The sequence below is a fragment of the Nocardia callitridis genome (assembly GCF_039543305.1).
GTDB lineage: Bacteria > Actinomycetota > Actinomycetes > Mycobacteriales > Mycobacteriaceae > Nocardia > Nocardia callitridis.
The window spans coordinates 507,493-522,834 of the sequence record NZ_BAABJM010000001.1; the positions used below are offsets into that span (position 1 = coordinate 507,493).

A 15,342-nucleotide genomic window follows, 5' to 3' on the forward strand; every position below is an offset into this window, starting at 1 on the left:
GGCGCACGCTCCATCACCGCCTGAAACCGACCGGCCCCGTTGCTTACGGTGCGCGGGTCCATACTGGCCTGCGGGAGACGAGCGGAAAGGGGCATTCATGCGTCAGGAGGGTGCGACGCCGGTGGTACACACCAGCTTCGCGGAACGACACCGGGCGGCACGCGACGCCGTGCTGGCATCGCAGCGGGGACGGCTACTGGAGGCGATGGTCGGCTGTGTCTCCGAGAAGGGTTACGCGGCAACGACTCTCACCGATATCGTCGGGATTGCCCGGGTGTCGCGCAGCACCTTCTACGAGCACTTCGCGAACAAGGAGGACTGCTTCGTCGCGGCGGTGCGCACGGCCGTCGAGGTGATGACCGCACGCGCGGGCGAGGAGATCGCCCAGCTACCCGCCGATGCCGACGCGGTCACCGCGTTGGAGACGATCATCGTCACCTACTGCGAAACCGTTGCCACCGAGCCGGATTTCGCCCGCCTGGCACTGGTCGAGGCATTCACGGTGAACCAGGCCGCCATCGAGTATCACGATCTCGCCGCCGACCAGTTCGCCGCGCTGTATCGCTACTACTTCGAGCAGGCCCGCGCCGCCGACCCCACGCTGCCCTCGGCGTCGGCGGAACTGATCGCGCTGATCCCCGACGCACTCGCCGAACGCACCCGCCGCGTGCTGACCAGCGAGGGTGCGGCGGCCGTTCCCGCGTTGGCGCCGGTGTTCATCCAGCTGGTGACCAGCGTTCTCGGCGTACGCAGGGGCGAAACAGTGCCCGCCACTTGAGATTCGCGCGACGCCCAGCTGTCTCGATCGTGGTGCGCCGGGAGAGCAGCTCGATCGGCTGAACATCCGAGACCGTAGCGCCCGCGTGCGCGACCCGGTGCTCGGTAGCGAGTTCGGAGATGAGTGGCGCGCGGCTGTTCGGGAGACCCGCTTCCGCCCGCGCGGGGTCGGCGCCGCGCGCTCGGTGAGAAGTGTTCGGCGCCAGCCGATCCCGACGCCGAACACCAGCAGGTCAGCGTTACTTCCAGCGTCCGAGCAGCCGCTGAGTTTCGGCGGTGAGCGCGAACTGGAGGAACGGTCCGAAGCTGATCCTGGCCAGGCCCTGCGCGGCCAGCGCCGCCTTCTCCGACTGACCGGGGTTGCCGACATTGCTCACCGGCAACGGCAATTCCGCGGTGAGCCTGCGCTGGGTTTCCTCGGAGTGCCCGCCCACCGGAAACAGCACGTCCGCGCCAGCCTCGGCGGCCAGCCGCATGCGATCGATGGCGCGGTCGACCCTGGTCGACTCCTCGCCGTCCTGGCGAAGGAACAGGTCGGTGCGCGCGTTGACCACCACGTGCACTCCGGCCGCGTCGGCGGACTCGCGCAAACCGTGCACCAGATCAGCGTGCTCCTGCGGCTCACGCAGGCGCTTGTCCTCGCTGTGCACGCTGTCCTCGATGTTCAGGCCGACGACGCCGACCTCGAGCAGGCCCTCGATCAACTCGGCGGGCCGCCGACCGTACCCGGATTCGATGTCCACCGACACCGGTACGTCGACGGCCTCGGTGATCTGCTTGACCCTGGTCAGCAACTCGGTGAAGGTCATCCCCTCACCGTCGGCGCGGCCGATCGAATCGGCGACCGGGTGACTGCCCACGGTCAGGGCCGAGAACCCCGCCTCGACAACGGTATTGGCCGACCAGGCATCCCATACGGTCGGCAGCACCACCGGATCACCTGGGCGGTGCAGTGCGAGAAACTCGACGGCCTTGCTCTCCAGAGAAGTCATAGGGCCGATCATGCCCGACCCGCCCGACATCCGCGCACAGGTCCCCACGAACGTGCCCGTACCGCGCCGCCGGTTGTCCACCCCGCTGCGTTGTCCACCCGCTCCACCCTGTTGCCCCGCCGCGTTGTCCACCTACCGCGTTATCGATCAACAACGTTGCTCTACCGCCGCACACCCAGCTGGGAAAGACGCCGCGATGGTGCCGCGCGAGCGGTGGCCTTCGCCTCAGTCCTCGTCCTCGCGGCGCGCGCCGACCACCGCGTCGTAGAGTTCGCGCCGCGAAACACCATGATCGGCAGCCACTTCCGCGCAGGCGTCCTTGAGTCGCAACCCGGCACCGATCCGCGCTTCCACCTCGTCCACCAGATCGGCCGGGTCGGCCGCTTCGGGCCGAGCGCCAGCCAACACCACGGTGATCTCGCCGCGCGCACCCTCGACCGCCCAGTCGGCGAGTTCGGCGAGGGTGCCGCGCACCACCTGCTCGTAGGTCTTGGTGAGCTCACGACAGACCGCGGCGCGACGATCGGGGCCGAGCACCTCGACCGCGTCGCCGAGGCAGTCGGCGAGTCGATGCGGCGACTCGAAGAACACGCACGCGCGCGGCTCAGCGAGCAACGTACGCAACCACGTTCGACGTTGGCCCGACTTGCGCGGCGCGAAACCGTCGAAGCAGAACCGCTCCATCGGCAACGCCGACAACGCCAGTGCCGTCGTCACCGCCGAGGGACCAGGCAAACAGGTGACCGGCAGGTCACGTTCGACACACGCCGCGACCATGCGGTATCCGGGATCGCTGACCGAGGGCATCCCGGCGTCGGTCACCAACAGCACGGTGCGGCCCGCCTCGATCTCGCCGAGCAGCACCGGGATTCGCGCGGTCTCCACGTGATCGTAGAAGCTCACCACCCGCCCGCCTATGGTCACCTCCAAAGCCCTGGCCAGGGCTTTGGTGCGCCGGGTGTCCTCGGCGGCCACGATGTCGGCCGAACGCAACGCCACGCGCAGCCGCTGCGACGCATCGCCGACGTCACCCATCGGCGTCGCCGCGAGCACCAACCTGCCCGCGCCCGAAGGCTCGTCCACCTCGTCTGCCACACCGCTCCCGTCTCGCTCGCCGCGACCGGCGGATCCACCGGACATCCGGGCAGCCTATCCGCCGTCGAACCCTCGGCAACGATTCCGCACGCACCCCGCGCACACTCACCGACACACAGCCCGGCCTCGGGCACAGCATACGATCGGTGCGTGACTCAGGTGACCGACCAGCGTTCGCCCGCACCGTTCGGGCTCGTGCCGCCCTGGTCGAGCCCAGGACCGCTGCGGCCATCGCCCGACTTCGGGCCGACCGACACCGTCCGCGGTTGGGTGGTCACGGCATTCCTCACGGTGATCGCCGCCGTCACCCGGTTCACCATGCTGAACTACCCCACCGACGCGGGCACCCCCACCTTCGACGAGAAGCACTACGCGCCACAGGCCTGGCAGATCTTGACCGGCGGCGGCGTCGAGGACAACCCCGGCTACGGCCTGGTCGTGCACCCGCCGGTGGCCAAGCAACTGATCGCGATCGGCGAGGCGATCTTCGGCTACAACGGATGGGGTTGGCGCTTCGCCCCCGCGGTCGCGGGCACCATCCTGATCCTGCTGGTGATCAGAATCACCCGCAGGATGGCACGTTCGACGCTGATAGGTGCGATCGCGGGCATCCTGCTGATCGCCGACGGGCTCACCTTCGTCCCCTCGCGTATCGGCATGATCGATATCTTCCTGGCACTGTTCATCACCGCGGCCTTCGGCTGTTTGATCGTCGACCGCGATCAGGTACGCGCCGCGATCGCGCGCGCCGACTACGAAGGACGGGTGGACGCGAGTCCGTGGGGACCGAGGCTCGGCGTGCGCTGGTGGCGTTTCGGCGCGGGTGTCCTGCTCGGATTGGCGTGCGGGACAAAGTGGTCGGGCCTGTATTTCATGGCGGCGTTCGGGCTGCTCAGCGTGGCTTTCGACCTCGCGGCGCGACGCGCGTACAAGGTGCGGCGACCGTGGACCGGTACCGCGATCCGCGATATCGGTCCGGCGCTGTACGCGCTGGTGCTGATTCCGCTCGCGGTGTATCTGGGCACCTATTGGGCCTGGTTCGCCAGTGAGACCGGGGTGAACAGGTACATGGCGGGCAACCCGTCGGCGGCGAAGGACGGGATCGGGGTCGGCGGATTCTGGTCACATGTGGCACCGGACGCGCTGCGCTCGCTCTGGTACTACAGCGCGCGAGCGATGGAATTCCACACCGAGCTGACCAATTCGGCGGGCAATCATCACCCCTGGGAATCCAAGCCGTGGACCTGGCCGATGGGCTTGCGTCCGATGCTCTACCACTACGCCGACAGCGGCGTCGGCGGCTGCGGCCAAACCCAGTGCGTGAAGGCCCAGATGCTGGTCGGCAGCCCCGCCGTCTACTGGATCGCGCTCCCGGTACTCGCGTGGATGCTGTGGCGCACACTCACCCAACGCGATTGGCGCTACGGCGCGGTACTGGTGGGCTACGGTGCCGGGCTGCTGCCCTGGTTCCTCACCCTCGACCGACAGATGTACTACTTCTACGCGGTCGCGCTCGCACCGTTCTACGTGATGGGTCTGGCGCTGGTACTCGGCGAAATACTCGGGCCGATCCGGCGCATGCCGGTGGCGCACAATCGAGTCGGCAGATTCCTCGCGCCGACGGGTACCGAACGCCGCCGCCTGGAGCGACAGGGCAGCGAACGACGCGGACTCGGACTGTTACTGGTCTGCCTGTATCTGGGACTCGTCGTGGCCAACTTCATCTGGCTGTGGCCGATCCTCACCGCGATGCCGATCACCCCGGCCAACTGGAACAACCACCTCTGGCTGCCCAGCTGGCGTTGAGTCAGTTCTCCAACGCGGTCTTCACATAACGCAACGCCGCCGCGTCGTCGAGGCCGAGGCGGCGCACGGTCGCCACATAGGCGGTGGCCGCGCGCCCGGCGACATCACGGGTCGGATCACCTGAGGACGCGATGAACGAGCCCTGCCTGCCACGGGTTTCGACCACCCCGTCGGATTCCAGCTCGCGGTAGGCGCGCGCGACGGTATTGGGCGCGAGGCCGAGGTGGGCGGCGAGCGCGCGCACCGTGGGAATCTTGGTCCCCGCCGTCAGCTGTCCGGCGCGGACCTTCGCGATCACGCCGAGGCGCAACTGCTCGTAGGGGGCGACGGTCGACTCGTGGGAAATGTTGATGTTGAACATGCTCACCCGTCATCTCTGGACAGCGGACAGGACAGACACCGCGGTCCGCCACGGCCGGACCCCAATTCGGAGCCAGGAATTCGCAGCACCTCGATGCCCGCGTCTTCCAGTCGCGCGTTGGTCATCTCGTTGCGTTCGTAGGCCGCCACCACGCCGGGCGCCAGCGCCAAGGTGTTGTTGCCATCGTCCCACTGTTCGCGTTCGGCCGTGACTCCGTCGAGGCCGGTATCGATCACCCGCAGCTTGCCGATGCCCATCGCCTCGGCGGCGGCGGGCAGGAACGGGTCGGGACCGCGCATGCTCACCGTGCCACCGTCGGCGCGCCCGCCGTAATCGTCTTCCTTGTGAATCGTGAACGCGCACAGCGAGTCACGCACGGCCGGATACATCACCACCGCGTCGCTGTCGACCATCGTGCACACGGTGTCCAGGTGCATGGTCGCGCGGTTCTGCGCGATCGGGACCACGAGCACGGTGTGTGCGAGGTCGTCGTCGAACAGGCTGCGCGCCAGCGCTTCCGCACCGGCCGGCGAGGTTCGTTCGCCGACACCGACGGCGAGCACGCCGGGCCCGAGCAACAGCACGTCGCCGCCCTCGATCGGCGCGGTATGCGACTCGTAGGCGCGCCGAACGCCGAGAAAGCGCGGGTGGAACGCGTAGACGAGGTCGGTCAGCGAGGTCTCGCGCGTCCTGGCGGGCAGCGCGAGCGAGGTGATCGCGACCCTCGGTCCGACCCAGAACGAGGAATCCCTGGTGAACAGCAGATTCGGCAAAGGATCGATGACGAAGTCGGCGCCGTGGTGCATCCTGCGCACCAGGGAGGCGGCATTCGGACCGAAGGGCAATTCGTCGAAGGTCATACCGGCCATCAGCAGCTCGGCCAGTTCCGACGCTGGCACCCCGCGCAGGTAGGCGGCGAGTTCGTCGGCCAAGGCGTGGCCGAGTCGCCGGGTGTCGACGGCGGCGGAGATACCCTGCACCCGCGCGGCGCCGCTGACCGCGAGCGTCTCGGTGAGCAGATCGGCCAGCAGCAGCACCTCGGTGCCGTGTTCGCGCAACACGTCGGCGAACACGTCGTGTTCCTGCTGAGCGCGTTCCACCCAGGGAATAGCGTCGAACAGCAGTTGATCGTTATTGCGCGGGGTCAGCCGACGCAATTCGCCACCGGGCCGGTGCAGCAGCACCGTGCGCAAGGTGGCGACCTCGGAGGTCACCGACAGTCCGTTCGCCGAATGCCCTCCGGCCACCGCATCTGCTCCCATGCTCAGACCGTAGTTCGCCGAGGCCGCCGGAGCACGTCAATCGTCGTGGGGATATCGCGGTGGTCACGGTTCTTCCCCACGCGGCACAGAACCTCAAGTATTGTTTAGGTGAGTGTGAAGGAGGGCGAATGTCGACAGCCGATTGGCGTGCGAAGGAACTGACACCCGGTCAGTTGTCCGAGCGTAGTGGAGTCGCGGTATCCGCGTTGCACTTCTACGAACGCGAGGGTCTGATCAACAGTCGGCGAACCAGCGGCAACCAGCGCAGATACAACCGCGAAACGCTGCGCCGCGTCGCCTTCATCCGCATCTCGCAACGAGTCGGCATACCGCTCAGCGAGATTCGCCACGCCCTCGATCAGCTCCCCGAAGGCCGCAACCCGACCCGGCGCGACTGGGAGTCACTCTCGACGCTGTGGCGCACCGACCTCGACGACCGCATCACCCAACTGATTCGCTTGCGCGACAATCTCACCGGCTGCATCGGCTGCGGATGCCTGTCACTGGGCAGCTGCCGCATCGTCAACAATCAGGACCATCTCGGCGACGACGGCCCCGGTGCGCGCGTGCTCGACGTGCAGCTCAACTGCTCTTCGACACAAGCAACCTGCTGAACTGCGCGCTGGCCCGGCGGATGACGAACTCGTACGGAAACGCGAACTTCCGCTTCCACCAGTAGCCGAAGCGGATATCGAACGAGGTGTAGATCAGGAACCGCTTGCGGGCAACGCCACGCAGAATCGCGGTGGCGACCCGTTCCGGCGGGATCGCGTGCTTGGTGAACGCGTGCGTGAGCCGCTGGATCTTGGGATCTTCCTTGTCGACGCCGACCAGTTCGAAACTGTGCACCAACGGTGTGTTCACCGCACCGGGCACCACCACGTGCACCGAAATGCCGTGGCGCTCCAGGTCGAAACGCAGCACCTCGGACACGCCACGAATGCCGTACTTGCCCGCGCTGTAGGCGGCATGCCACGGCAGGGCAAGCAGTCCCGCCGCCGACGACACATTCACCAGCGCGCCACCACGTCCCGCGCGGACCATCGGCGGGACGAAGTTCTCGATCACGTGGATCGGCCCCATCAGGTTCACCTCGACCATGTGCCGCCAGTGCCGATGCTCGAGATTCTCCACCGTGCCCCACGCCGAGGTCCCCGCGATGTTCATCACCACGTCCATGCTGCCCAGCGCGGTGTGCACGTCCGCGGCGAAGGCGGTCACCGCGTCGTAATCGGTGATGTCCAACGCCCGCGACACCGAGACGACACCGCCGGTCTCCTTGATCGCGGCCACCGTCTTGTCCAGGCCCGACTCATCGATGTCGGTGAGCACCAGTTCGGCGCCCTCGGCGGCCGCCGCCTCGGCCGTCGCCCGACCTATTCCGCTGGCCGCACCTGTCACCAGCACTTTCGCGCCCCGCACCGTGGTCGTGCGGCCTACTCGCCCGCGCCCCAAAACTCGCACTGCGCATCCCATCTCGATTCGGCCGTCCGACACCAAGCAGGGTACTGGTGCGTCCCCGCGCTCGACGGCGACGAGCCCGAAGAATCGCGATCGAATCCACGAGCGGCGCTCGCCGCGCGCCGAGCGGTTCGGCGCCTGACCACCATTCGACCCCGCCACCATTCGACCAAGCGACGATCGTCGGCGTCGCGATTCGACACGGTCGTGCTCGGATCGTCACCGACCGAGCACGGCTAGCATGCCCGCCACCGCGCGCGGCCAGGTGAATTGTTCGGCCCGCGTACGCGCGGCCACCCTGCGCGCCGCCGTCGGCAGCGCGAGCACGTCGGTGACCGCACGCGCGAAAGCGGAGGGATCGTCGGCGGCGACCGCACCACAGTCGGTGGTGACGATATCGGCCAGTGCCGACGACCGGCTCGCCACCACCGGAGTGCCCGCCGCCAACGCTTCCAGCGCGGCGAGTCCGAAGGTCTCGTGCGGGCCAGGCGCGAGCGAAACATCCGCGGTGGCCAGCAGTTTCGCCACCATCGTGCGCTCGGAGATGAACCCGGCGAAGTGCACAGCCGGCATGCCACCCGGCAACCGGGGCAGCGTGCGCGCCCTGCGTTGCAATGCCTCGCGGCGCGGCCCGTCGCCCGCCACCACCAGCCGCGCCCGCACCCCCTCGGCATGCAGCGCGCCGACCGCCTCGATGCTGCGATCCACTCGCTTCTCGACCGAGAGCCTGCCGCAGTGCACCAGCAACGGATGACCAGGCATGCCCAGGTCCGCGCGCAAGCCACCGTCGCGGCGGCCGGGACTGAACAACTCCAAATCCACACCCAACGGCACCAATTCGACATTGTTCGCGGCGATGCGCTGGAACTCCTGCCTGGCGAACTCGGTGGTGCACACGACCATGTCGAAATCCGAGGCGGTGCGCCGATTGGCGACATCCGCGCAGCGTCGCGCCGCCGAGCCGGGCATGAACTGGCCGAGCAAACGGTCCAGTCGCTCGTGGGAGATCATCACGCTCGCGACCTCACGCTCGCGCGCCCACCGACCGAACCCACGCAGGGTCAACCGATCCGACACCTCGAGCACGTCCGGGCGCAGCCCGGCAAGCACATCGGCCACCCGACGCGGATTCGCCGCGCGGTATCCGCCGGTCCACGGGATCGCCAAGGCGGGCAGGGTGATCCGCACGGCGCCACTGGGCAGCATCTCCTCGGCCCTGCGCGGGCCAGGCACGATCAACACCACCTCGTGGCCCTCGGCCACATACCCGGCACCCAGATGATGCAGCGCGGTACGCAGGCCGCCCGAACGCGGTCCGTAGAAATTGGCCAGCTGCACGATGCGCACGCCGCCGATCGTGGCGCGACTCGGGTTGGTTTCGGAACCACTGCGCCCAACTTCGTGTGAACAACCGCGAAAGAAGCGGCCAACCACCACGGCCGACGACGGTTACGGTGCGGGCAGGCCCCGCCCGGCCTTCGGCAGATCGAGATCCAGTGGAATCCGGCCGACCGCCAGATGCGCCTCCACCTCGTCGGCCGGGATCGGGCGCGCGATCAGAAAGCCCTGCGCCCGATAGCATCCGAGCCCGACCAGGGTGCGCGCGGCCACCGCGGTCTCCACCCCTTCACCAACGACGCCGAGCCCGAACGACCCGGCCAGGCCGATGATCGACTTCACGATCGCCAGGTCGTCGGTGCTCGCGCCGAGCCGCTGCACGAATCCTCGGTCGATCTTCACCGCATCCACCGGCAGCGCCTTGAGGTGCGACAGCGAGCTGTAGCCTGTGCCGAAATCGTCGATGGCGATCTGCACACCCATCCGCTTGAGCCCGCGCAGAGTGACCTGGGTGCGAGCCAGATCCTGGACGACGACGTGCTCGGTGATCTCCAGGCAGATCGAACTGCCCTCGATACTGAACAGCCGCAGCATGTCCTCGATGCGCTCGACGAAGTCGAGGCTCACCAATTGCACCGGCGACACATTGATCCGCATCACCATGTCGGTGGCCAGACCGCGGCGCCGCCACTCGGCGAACTGCGCGCACGCCGACCGGATCACCCATCGTCCCAGTTCACCGGCGAGATTGGTGGCCTCGGCCACCGTGACGAACGCGCCGGGCGGTAGCAGTCCCCTGGTCGGGTGCAGCCACCGCACCAACGCCTCCAGCGCGACGATCCTGCCGGTGCGTAGGTCGACCTCGGGTTGGTAGTGCAGCAGCAGCGAGCCGTCGGAGACCGCGCCGCGCAGGTTGAGTTCGACATCGTCCTGCAATTCGAACTGCGCGCGCATCGCGTCGGTGAACACCGCGACGCCGTTGCCGCCACCCGATTTCGCGGAGAGCAGGGCGTGATCGGCGCGGCGCAACACGTCGGCGACCGTCGTTTCGCCCGGTATTCCGAGCGCGACGCCCACGCTGGCCCCCCGGCTCACCGACTCGCCACCCACGGTGACCCTGCGCCCGATCAACTGCTGAATCCTGGTCGCCTCCAGTTCGGCGGCTACCGAATCCATCGGCTTGGCCGGGACGATCACGAACTCGTCGCCGCCGAGGCGCGCGATCATGTCGGTGGGGTCGAGGTGCTCACGCAGCCGCGACGACAGCGTGCGAATGAAGTTGTCGCCCGCCGTGTGCCCGAGGAAGTCGTTGAGCGCCTTCAACCGGTCCAGGTCGAGAAAGAACGCCGCCACCGGGCCCGGGCTGCCCGCACGCAGTCGTTCCTCCATGTGTTCCAGCAGCGCGCGGCGATTGGCCAGGCCGGTGAGATCGTCGTGCAGCGCGATGTAGCGCAGCCGTTCCTCGGCAACCACCCGCGCTTGCAGCTGCGCGAACAAGGCGGCGATCGCGCGCAACACATTGAGTTCGCGCGGGGTCCATTGCCGATCGCCCTGCTTGACGAAACCGAGCACCCCGGTGGACTCACCGCGCGAGATCAGCGGCACCGCCGCCGAGGTCACCTGCGGGATTCCCGACCCACGCCGGATGGTGTCCTGATAATCGGAGAATTCCGGAGTCGGGCGCGCGACCATTGGTTCCACCGCGTGTTCCAACGCTTGAAAGACGGCGTCCGCACTTTCGAAATACACCACACCGAGCGGATCGGGGTCCGGCACGTGCTGGCGGTGCGGCCACTCCGCGATCAGGATGGTTGCTCGACGTTCGCGGTCGGTGTGTCGGACGTAGCTGAAGTCGACGTCGAAGTAGTCGACCAGATGTGCGAGGACCCGCTCTGTCGCGGCCACCATCGTCGTAGCGTCCACACCCATCAGCTCTGCGGCGACCTCAGTCACCAGTGAGTCGAGTGTCCGCCGAGGCACGTTGTCTCCGATCGCGCTAACTGCTGGTGCCCGCGTGGGACACCGGTCGCCGCCTGCTACGGACCGTGGCCGCCGCGGCATAGCTGAGGCGAAGCACCAAGGCCATGGTCTCATGCTCAGGTACTCCGAGCAGCTCGAGCAAACCGCCCTGAAGTGACGCTAGTGTATCTGCGAAGTCGGGAGAAATCGCGGTAAGTTCGCCACGAGTTCGGGCATAGAGGAAAACCGGCGATATCGGCTGCACCGCCAGACCGCGCTGTTCGGCCTGAATCCATACCCGTTGCACGGCCGCTCCCGCACGCGCATACCTCGACAATTCGCAATTGGTCAAGACCGGAAAAGTAATGGCGACAATGGCCGAGCTCGACCGCACCCGATCGCCGGTGTATTTGCCCAGCGCGGCCCCCGCCGACCAGGCACGAAGCAGCGACATGACGTCGGTCCGCGCGCCGATGCGATAGGCGGCGGACTCCGCGGCCGTCAGTTCGAGGCTGCGCGCGTCGATGCCGGTGTCCTGGTCGGCGTCGTCGGGCCAGCGCACCTCGGCGAGCATCTCGGCGTGCAGGCGTGGCGTCAGGTATCGCACGCGATCGGATTCGCCGAGCAGCGATGCGGCGCGGGCGAGATCGTCCATGGCGGTGACGGCGTGCAGCCGCGCGCCTTCGGCTTCGGCCACGGATGTGAGCGCGGCGAGCACGTCCGCGGCGAGCGGTTTCCCGGTGCCGAGCTGACGGTTGGTCTCGCGCCGCAGCACGTGCGGGTAGTCGGCGGCCAGATCCGGGTCGGCGCCCGTGCCGAGGCGCAGCGTCGCCGTCAAACCCGCTGCGCCTGCCCCATCGGTGAATTCGTGCGCACCGAGGACGCCGTGCGCCGCGGCCGTGACGCGCGCGTTGTGCACCGCGGCGCCGAAAGCGACCGCGCTGCCACGGAATCCGACGTCCAGCCCGGCCGCGTAGTCGGGTGCGAGTTCGAACTGGACGGCGCTGTCACCGACGGCGGGCGCATCCGACACCACCCGCACCGACCACGGCTGCGTATTGCCACCGGAAGGCGCGCGGCGCGCGGACTCGAGCACACGGCCGATCGGGCTCGCCGCGGCGGATTCGTCTTCCGTTGCCGCCCAGACCGGTTCGGGTTCGACGACGGGATCGACGAGTTCGTCCAGATGCTGGTCGACGTCGATCCTGATCCGACCGGAGGCCAGCGGCAGTCCGCCACCGATCCTGCGCACCGCGGCCACCACACTCGCGGCGCCGAGCATGACGTCACTGCCCAATTGCGGCCAACTCGACACCGTCTCACCGACCTCGACCATGCTGGCGGCCATGCGCGCCGAAAGCCCGTCGGCACCGAAGATCCGCACCACGAACGGCGCCTTCTCCCGTGCGGTCAACCCGCGCAGATCGGCGGATCGGATGCCGCCGAGCAGCCCGTGGAACGGGGGCCGATCGGGTTCGAGATCGAAGCGCTCGACATCGAGCAACCCGCGGTCGCTGGTCTCCATGAGTAGCGGAATGCGGTGTTCGGCGGCCGCCTCGCGCAGGACGAGCTTGATGTCGAGCGAGTCACACTCCTCCACCACGATCGAGAGCCCGTCGAGGAACTCGTGCACCGAATTCTCGTCGACACCGGCGCTGAAGATCTCCACCGGCAGGTAGGGATCGAGTTCAGCAATTCGACGCGCGGTGACCACCGCCTTGTTCTGCCCGACATCGAGCACGGTTCCCGGCACCCGATTGAGATTGGACAGTTCGATTTCGTCGAGGTCGGCCAGGCGGAGTCGGCCACACACTCCTTCCATGGCCAGGGCGTAGGCGACCGAATGGCCGACACTCTGGCCGACGACACCGATTGTCGCCGCGCGCAATCGTTCCTGTTCGGCACCGGTGAGTTTGTTGCGGTTGCGGTCGAGGCGAATGGCACGAAACGCACTGGCACCGGGTAAACCGACCACCAATCTGCGCCACGGGTAGTGGATCCACCGTTCGGATTCGGGTGTGTCGACGACGGCGTCTTCGGCGAGCAATTGCGCGGATTCCGCGCGCAGCAATTCGCGAAGATCGAGGAATTCGACCCGCGGGTCGGCGCGAAGTTCGGTGAGTGTCGCGATATCTCGTTGGTCGTTCTCGTCCAGAATTTCCGGGCGATGCCGGTGCTGTTCACCCATCGCGGTGCCTGGTCCGCATGCCGAACGAGCGGCGGCGGCACGGCTGTGGCCTGCGAGTGGGCGGCAGCCCCAACGCGCGCTGCTCGGAGCGAATCAATTGGCGCTGCGACGGTTCGGCAAACGTGCGGTATGTCCTGGTGTCCCACCACACGGGGACCGTTTGATAGCGCTCGTCGGGGTAGGGCACGGCGGGGGCGGCGGCGTCGCGCCTGCCGCCGCTGGCCCGGTGCCGCTCGACGGTGAACGACCCCACCGTGGCGAATCCGTATCGCGCGCCGAGTAATCGGGTGCCGTGCAGCGCGATCCGCGAGATCGCCGCGCTCAAGGCGGAGCGGTGCGGTGCGTCGCGCGCGACCCACGCACCCTTGGCCTCGACCACACCCGCCGGTATCCGGTTGGCTATCACCAGACGAAGGTCGGTCGCGCCCGCGAATCCCTGCCACGCCGACAGCTCGTGCACCTGGTTCACCGAGGTATACGGGCCCTGTGAGCGAACACCGGCGACCATCTCCCCCGAGGGATCTATCGCGGTGAAGAACAACGGCGTCGAGCCGCCGTCACGAACCGCGTCGTAGCGCAGTGCGGATTCGACACCGAAATGCCGGTAAACTCCCAGCGCACCGTCCAAATATCGCTTCCAGAGCGCTGGTTGGGCGCGCGGGCCGGCAACGAGAAATGTGCATCCGGATTGTTCGTTGTGATATCGCAGGAGACCCCTGCCTGGTGAATCCTCCGGTACGACTGTCAGCACTTCCACAGTCATGGGTTGTCAACTCCGTCGCTGCGCCGGCCACACGCTTGGTCGAGCCTTCATGATGCAGCGCACCTACCCGGGGTCACAGGGCGGGGCACATAGGGCAGTATGTGCCATCCGCGAAGAATTGACCAGACCGCTGGCTACCTTCAAGAAACCTTTCAGCCGATGGCCGAAAATCACCAGTTCACACCATATTTCACGGAAATTGTCCACAAGAGTGGAGACCGGTTGGTACCAATTTGGCTAACTGTCAGCGATCCGAAGTGGCTACACCAGGATCGAGATGAACAGCTCAACGGCACCCGGCCCCTGCCACACCTCGATCTCCTCGCGATAGGCGCGCGTGATCTCCGCGGAGACGGTGGCGTCGTCGACCTGAGCCCACACATCCTCGGCCGCGTCGTGATAGTCGCCGTTGGGCACGAAACGCGCGTAGATCCCCTTGGGCACCCGCACCAGCACGTCACCGATCGGCACCGCCGCCGACTCGCGATAATCGAGACAGACCAGGGCGTTGTAATTGCCTGCGGGGTCGGGAACATACACCGTCTGCATCGGGTAACCGGTGCCGTCGCGATCGAAGAGTCGGTCCTTCAGGAACTCGATCAGCTCACTGTTGCTGACCTTGAAGCTCGGCTGCGCGCCCGGCACGACGAGCCCACCGTAAACGGCCTCTTCGCGGACCGCGATCGTGTAACTCATCGGGGATCGACCGCCAGGTAGAGATCGATCTTGTACGCGTGCGGATAGCACTCGAAATCACCGGTGTAGGTCCGGCTGATCTGGTTGTGTTCCTCGGCGAACGAGATCTGTGTCCACAGATCGGTCATCACCTGCGGGAAATTTCCGACCGAGGAGAAGCGCGCGTAGGTACCTCGTGGCAACCTCGCGACGATGTGGCCGCGCACCACCTTCTCGAACGACGCGCACTGATAGCCGACGATCTGCGTGTTGTAGGTGCCGAGCTCGCCGGTGAAGTCGGTATACGCGCTGGCGAGCGGCCCACCGAGCTCCTGGTGCAGCACCGCCGCCCACGCCGTCTCGAGATCTCGGTCCCGCAGTTCTCCGAGCGGACGTTTCGGACTGCGTACCGGGAGCCCGGCGACCCACGTCTCGTCCCGCTCGACGATTTCAAACTGCATGAACAAACTCTTTCGCGAGATACACCGGGCCGGCCGCTTCCGGCCGGCTGGAAAGGCCATGCTATCAACTCCGACCGATCGGTACCGATCGCGCGACCGTGTCGGAGCTTACGGCTGGCGGACGGCCTGAACTGGACAAACGTCCTTGTCGAGGGGGCTGACGTCGGCGCGTCCGCTCGGGCGTGCTTCGACCCGCCGCGCACG

14 protein-coding genes are annotated in these 15,342 nt (G+C 67.3%); 3 read left to right on the forward strand and 11 right to left on the reverse strand.

All coding sequences use genetic code 11. From position 1 onward, the window contains the following. Positions 1-97: 97 nt before the first annotated feature. Positions 98-778 carry a TetR/AcrR family transcriptional regulator gene (locus tag ABEA50_RS02335; RefSeq protein ID WP_345493313.1) on the forward strand — a complete coding sequence of 227 codons (681 nt, stop codon included), beginning with the start codon at positions 98-100 and terminating at the stop codon, positions 776-778. 238 nt (positions 779-1,016) lie between these two features. Here the strand turns inward: ABEA50_RS02335 and ABEA50_RS02340 are convergent, their stop codons facing one another. Then, positions 1,017-1,769 carry an isocitrate lyase/PEP mutase family protein gene (locus ABEA50_RS02340; RefSeq protein WP_345493314.1) on the reverse strand — a complete coding sequence of 251 codons (753 nt, stop codon included), beginning with the start codon at positions 1,767-1,769 and terminating at the stop codon, positions 1,017-1,019. 225 nt (positions 1,770-1,994) lie between these two features. Then, entirely contained in the window at positions 1,995-2,804 is an 810-nt protein-coding gene (gene rsmI / locus ABEA50_RS02345) for a 16S rRNA (cytidine(1402)-2'-O)-methyltransferase (protein ID WP_425577561.1), read from the reverse strand. A gap of 210 nt (positions 2,805-3,014) precedes the next feature. Here rsmI and ABEA50_RS02350 point away from each other — a divergent pair, with 210 nt between their 5' ends. Next, a complete protein-coding gene (locus tag ABEA50_RS02350; protein WP_425577507.1) occupies positions 3,015-4,670 on the forward strand; it encodes a dolichyl-phosphate-mannose--protein mannosyltransferase in 1,656 nt (551 codons plus the stop codon). Between the two features lies 1 nt (position 4,671). Here ABEA50_RS02350 and ABEA50_RS02355 read toward each other — a convergent pair whose 3' ends face one another. Together ABEA50_RS02355 and ABEA50_RS02360 are read right to left on the reverse strand one after the other, a co-directional pair. Next, a complete protein-coding gene (locus ABEA50_RS02355) occupies positions 4,672-5,031 on the reverse strand; it encodes a GntR family transcriptional regulator (protein ID WP_345494617.1) in 360 nt (119 codons plus the stop codon). A 2-nt stretch (positions 5,032-5,033) separates the two neighbouring features. Continuing rightward, entirely contained in the window at positions 5,034-6,293 is a 1,260-nt protein-coding gene (locus ABEA50_RS02360; RefSeq protein ID WP_345493316.1) for an arginine deiminase, read from the reverse strand. A 128-nt stretch (positions 6,294-6,421) separates the two neighbouring features. Between ABEA50_RS02360 and soxR the strand changes: the two genes are divergently transcribed. Further along, the gene (gene soxR / locus ABEA50_RS02365) at positions 6,422-6,907 is read left to right on the forward strand and encodes a redox-sensitive transcriptional activator SoxR (protein WP_345493317.1); all 486 of its coding nucleotides are present in this window, start codon (positions 6,422-6,424) and stop codon (positions 6,905-6,907) included. Here soxR and ABEA50_RS02370 read toward each other — a convergent pair. The 7 genes from ABEA50_RS02370 to ABEA50_RS02400 form a co-directional block, all read right to left on the reverse strand. Then, positions 6,876-7,757 (reverse strand): SDR family oxidoreductase, encoded by an 882-nt coding sequence (locus ABEA50_RS02370; RefSeq protein ID WP_425577508.1) that lies wholly within the window; start codon positions 7,755-7,757, stop codon positions 6,876-6,878. The genes soxR and ABEA50_RS02370 overlap by 32 nt on opposite strands. A 216-nt stretch (positions 7,758-7,973) precedes the next feature. Then, positions 7,974-9,101 (reverse strand): glycosyltransferase, encoded by a 1,128-nt coding sequence (locus ABEA50_RS02375; protein ID WP_345493318.1) that lies wholly within the window; start codon positions 9,099-9,101, stop codon positions 7,974-7,976. Between the two features lie 102 nt (positions 9,102-9,203). Next, a complete protein-coding gene (locus ABEA50_RS02380) occupies positions 9,204-11,045 on the reverse strand; it encodes a putative bifunctional diguanylate cyclase/phosphodiesterase (protein ID WP_345493319.1) in 1,842 nt (613 codons plus the stop codon). A 43-nt stretch (positions 11,046-11,088) separates the two neighbouring features. Further along, positions 11,089-13,239: an Rv1355c family protein gene (locus ABEA50_RS02385; RefSeq protein ID WP_345493320.1), complete on the reverse strand. Its 2,151-nt coding sequence runs from the start codon at positions 13,237-13,239 to the stop codon at positions 11,089-11,091. Then, positions 13,232-14,002: a hypothetical protein gene (locus ABEA50_RS02390; RefSeq protein WP_345493321.1), complete on the reverse strand. Its 771-nt coding sequence runs from the start codon at positions 14,000-14,002 to the stop codon at positions 13,232-13,234. Before ABEA50_RS02390 ends, ABEA50_RS02385 begins: the two co-directional genes overlap by 8 nt. 261 nt (positions 14,003-14,263) lie before the next feature. Then, complete coding sequence (locus tag ABEA50_RS02395) at positions 14,264-14,698, reverse strand: effector binding domain-containing protein (RefSeq protein ID WP_345493322.1); 435 nt, start codon at positions 14,696-14,698, stop codon at positions 14,264-14,266. Further along, positions 14,695-15,138: a GyrI-like domain-containing protein gene (locus ABEA50_RS02400; RefSeq protein ID WP_345493323.1), complete on the reverse strand. Its 444-nt coding sequence runs from the start codon at positions 15,136-15,138 to the stop codon at positions 14,695-14,697. Before ABEA50_RS02400 ends, ABEA50_RS02395 begins: the two co-directional genes overlap by 4 nt. Positions 15,139-15,342: the final 204 nt, after the last annotated feature.

Coding starts and splice junctions, on each gene's coding strand:
- ABEA50_RS02335 (WP_345493313.1), top strand. CDS start 98: ATGCGTCAGGAGGGTGCGACGCCGGTGGTACACACCAGCTTCGCGGAA.
- ABEA50_RS02390 (WP_345493321.1), bottom strand. CDS start 14,002: ATGACTGTGGAAGTGCTGACAGTCGTACCGGAGGATTCACCAGGCAGG.
- rsmI (WP_425577561.1), bottom strand. CDS start 2,804: ATGGGTGACGTCGGCGATGCGTCGCAGCGGCTGCGCGTGGCGTTGCGT.
- ABEA50_RS02355 (WP_345494617.1), bottom strand. CDS start 5,031: ATGTTCAACATCAACATTTCCCACGAGTCGACCGTCGCCCCCTACGAG.
- ABEA50_RS02340 (WP_345493314.1), bottom strand. CDS start 1,769: ATGACTTCTCTGGAGAGCAAGGCCGTCGAGTTTCTCGCACTGCACCGC.
- ABEA50_RS02395 (WP_345493322.1), bottom strand. CDS start 14,698: ATGAGTTACACGATCGCGGTCCGCGAAGAGGCCGTTTACGGTGGGCTC.
- soxR (WP_345493317.1), top strand. CDS start 6,422: ATGTCGACAGCCGATTGGCGTGCGAAGGAACTGACACCCGGTCAGTTG.
- ABEA50_RS02385 (WP_345493320.1), bottom strand. CDS start 13,239: ATGGGTGAACAGCACCGGCATCGCCCGGAAATTCTGGACGAGAACGAC.
- ABEA50_RS02400 (WP_345493323.1), bottom strand. CDS start 15,138: ATGCAGTTTGAAATCGTCGAGCGGGACGAGACGTGGGTCGCCGGGCTC.
- ABEA50_RS02360 (WP_345493316.1), bottom strand. CDS start 6,293: ATGGGAGCAGATGCGGTGGCCGGAGGGCATTCGGCGAACGGACTGTCG.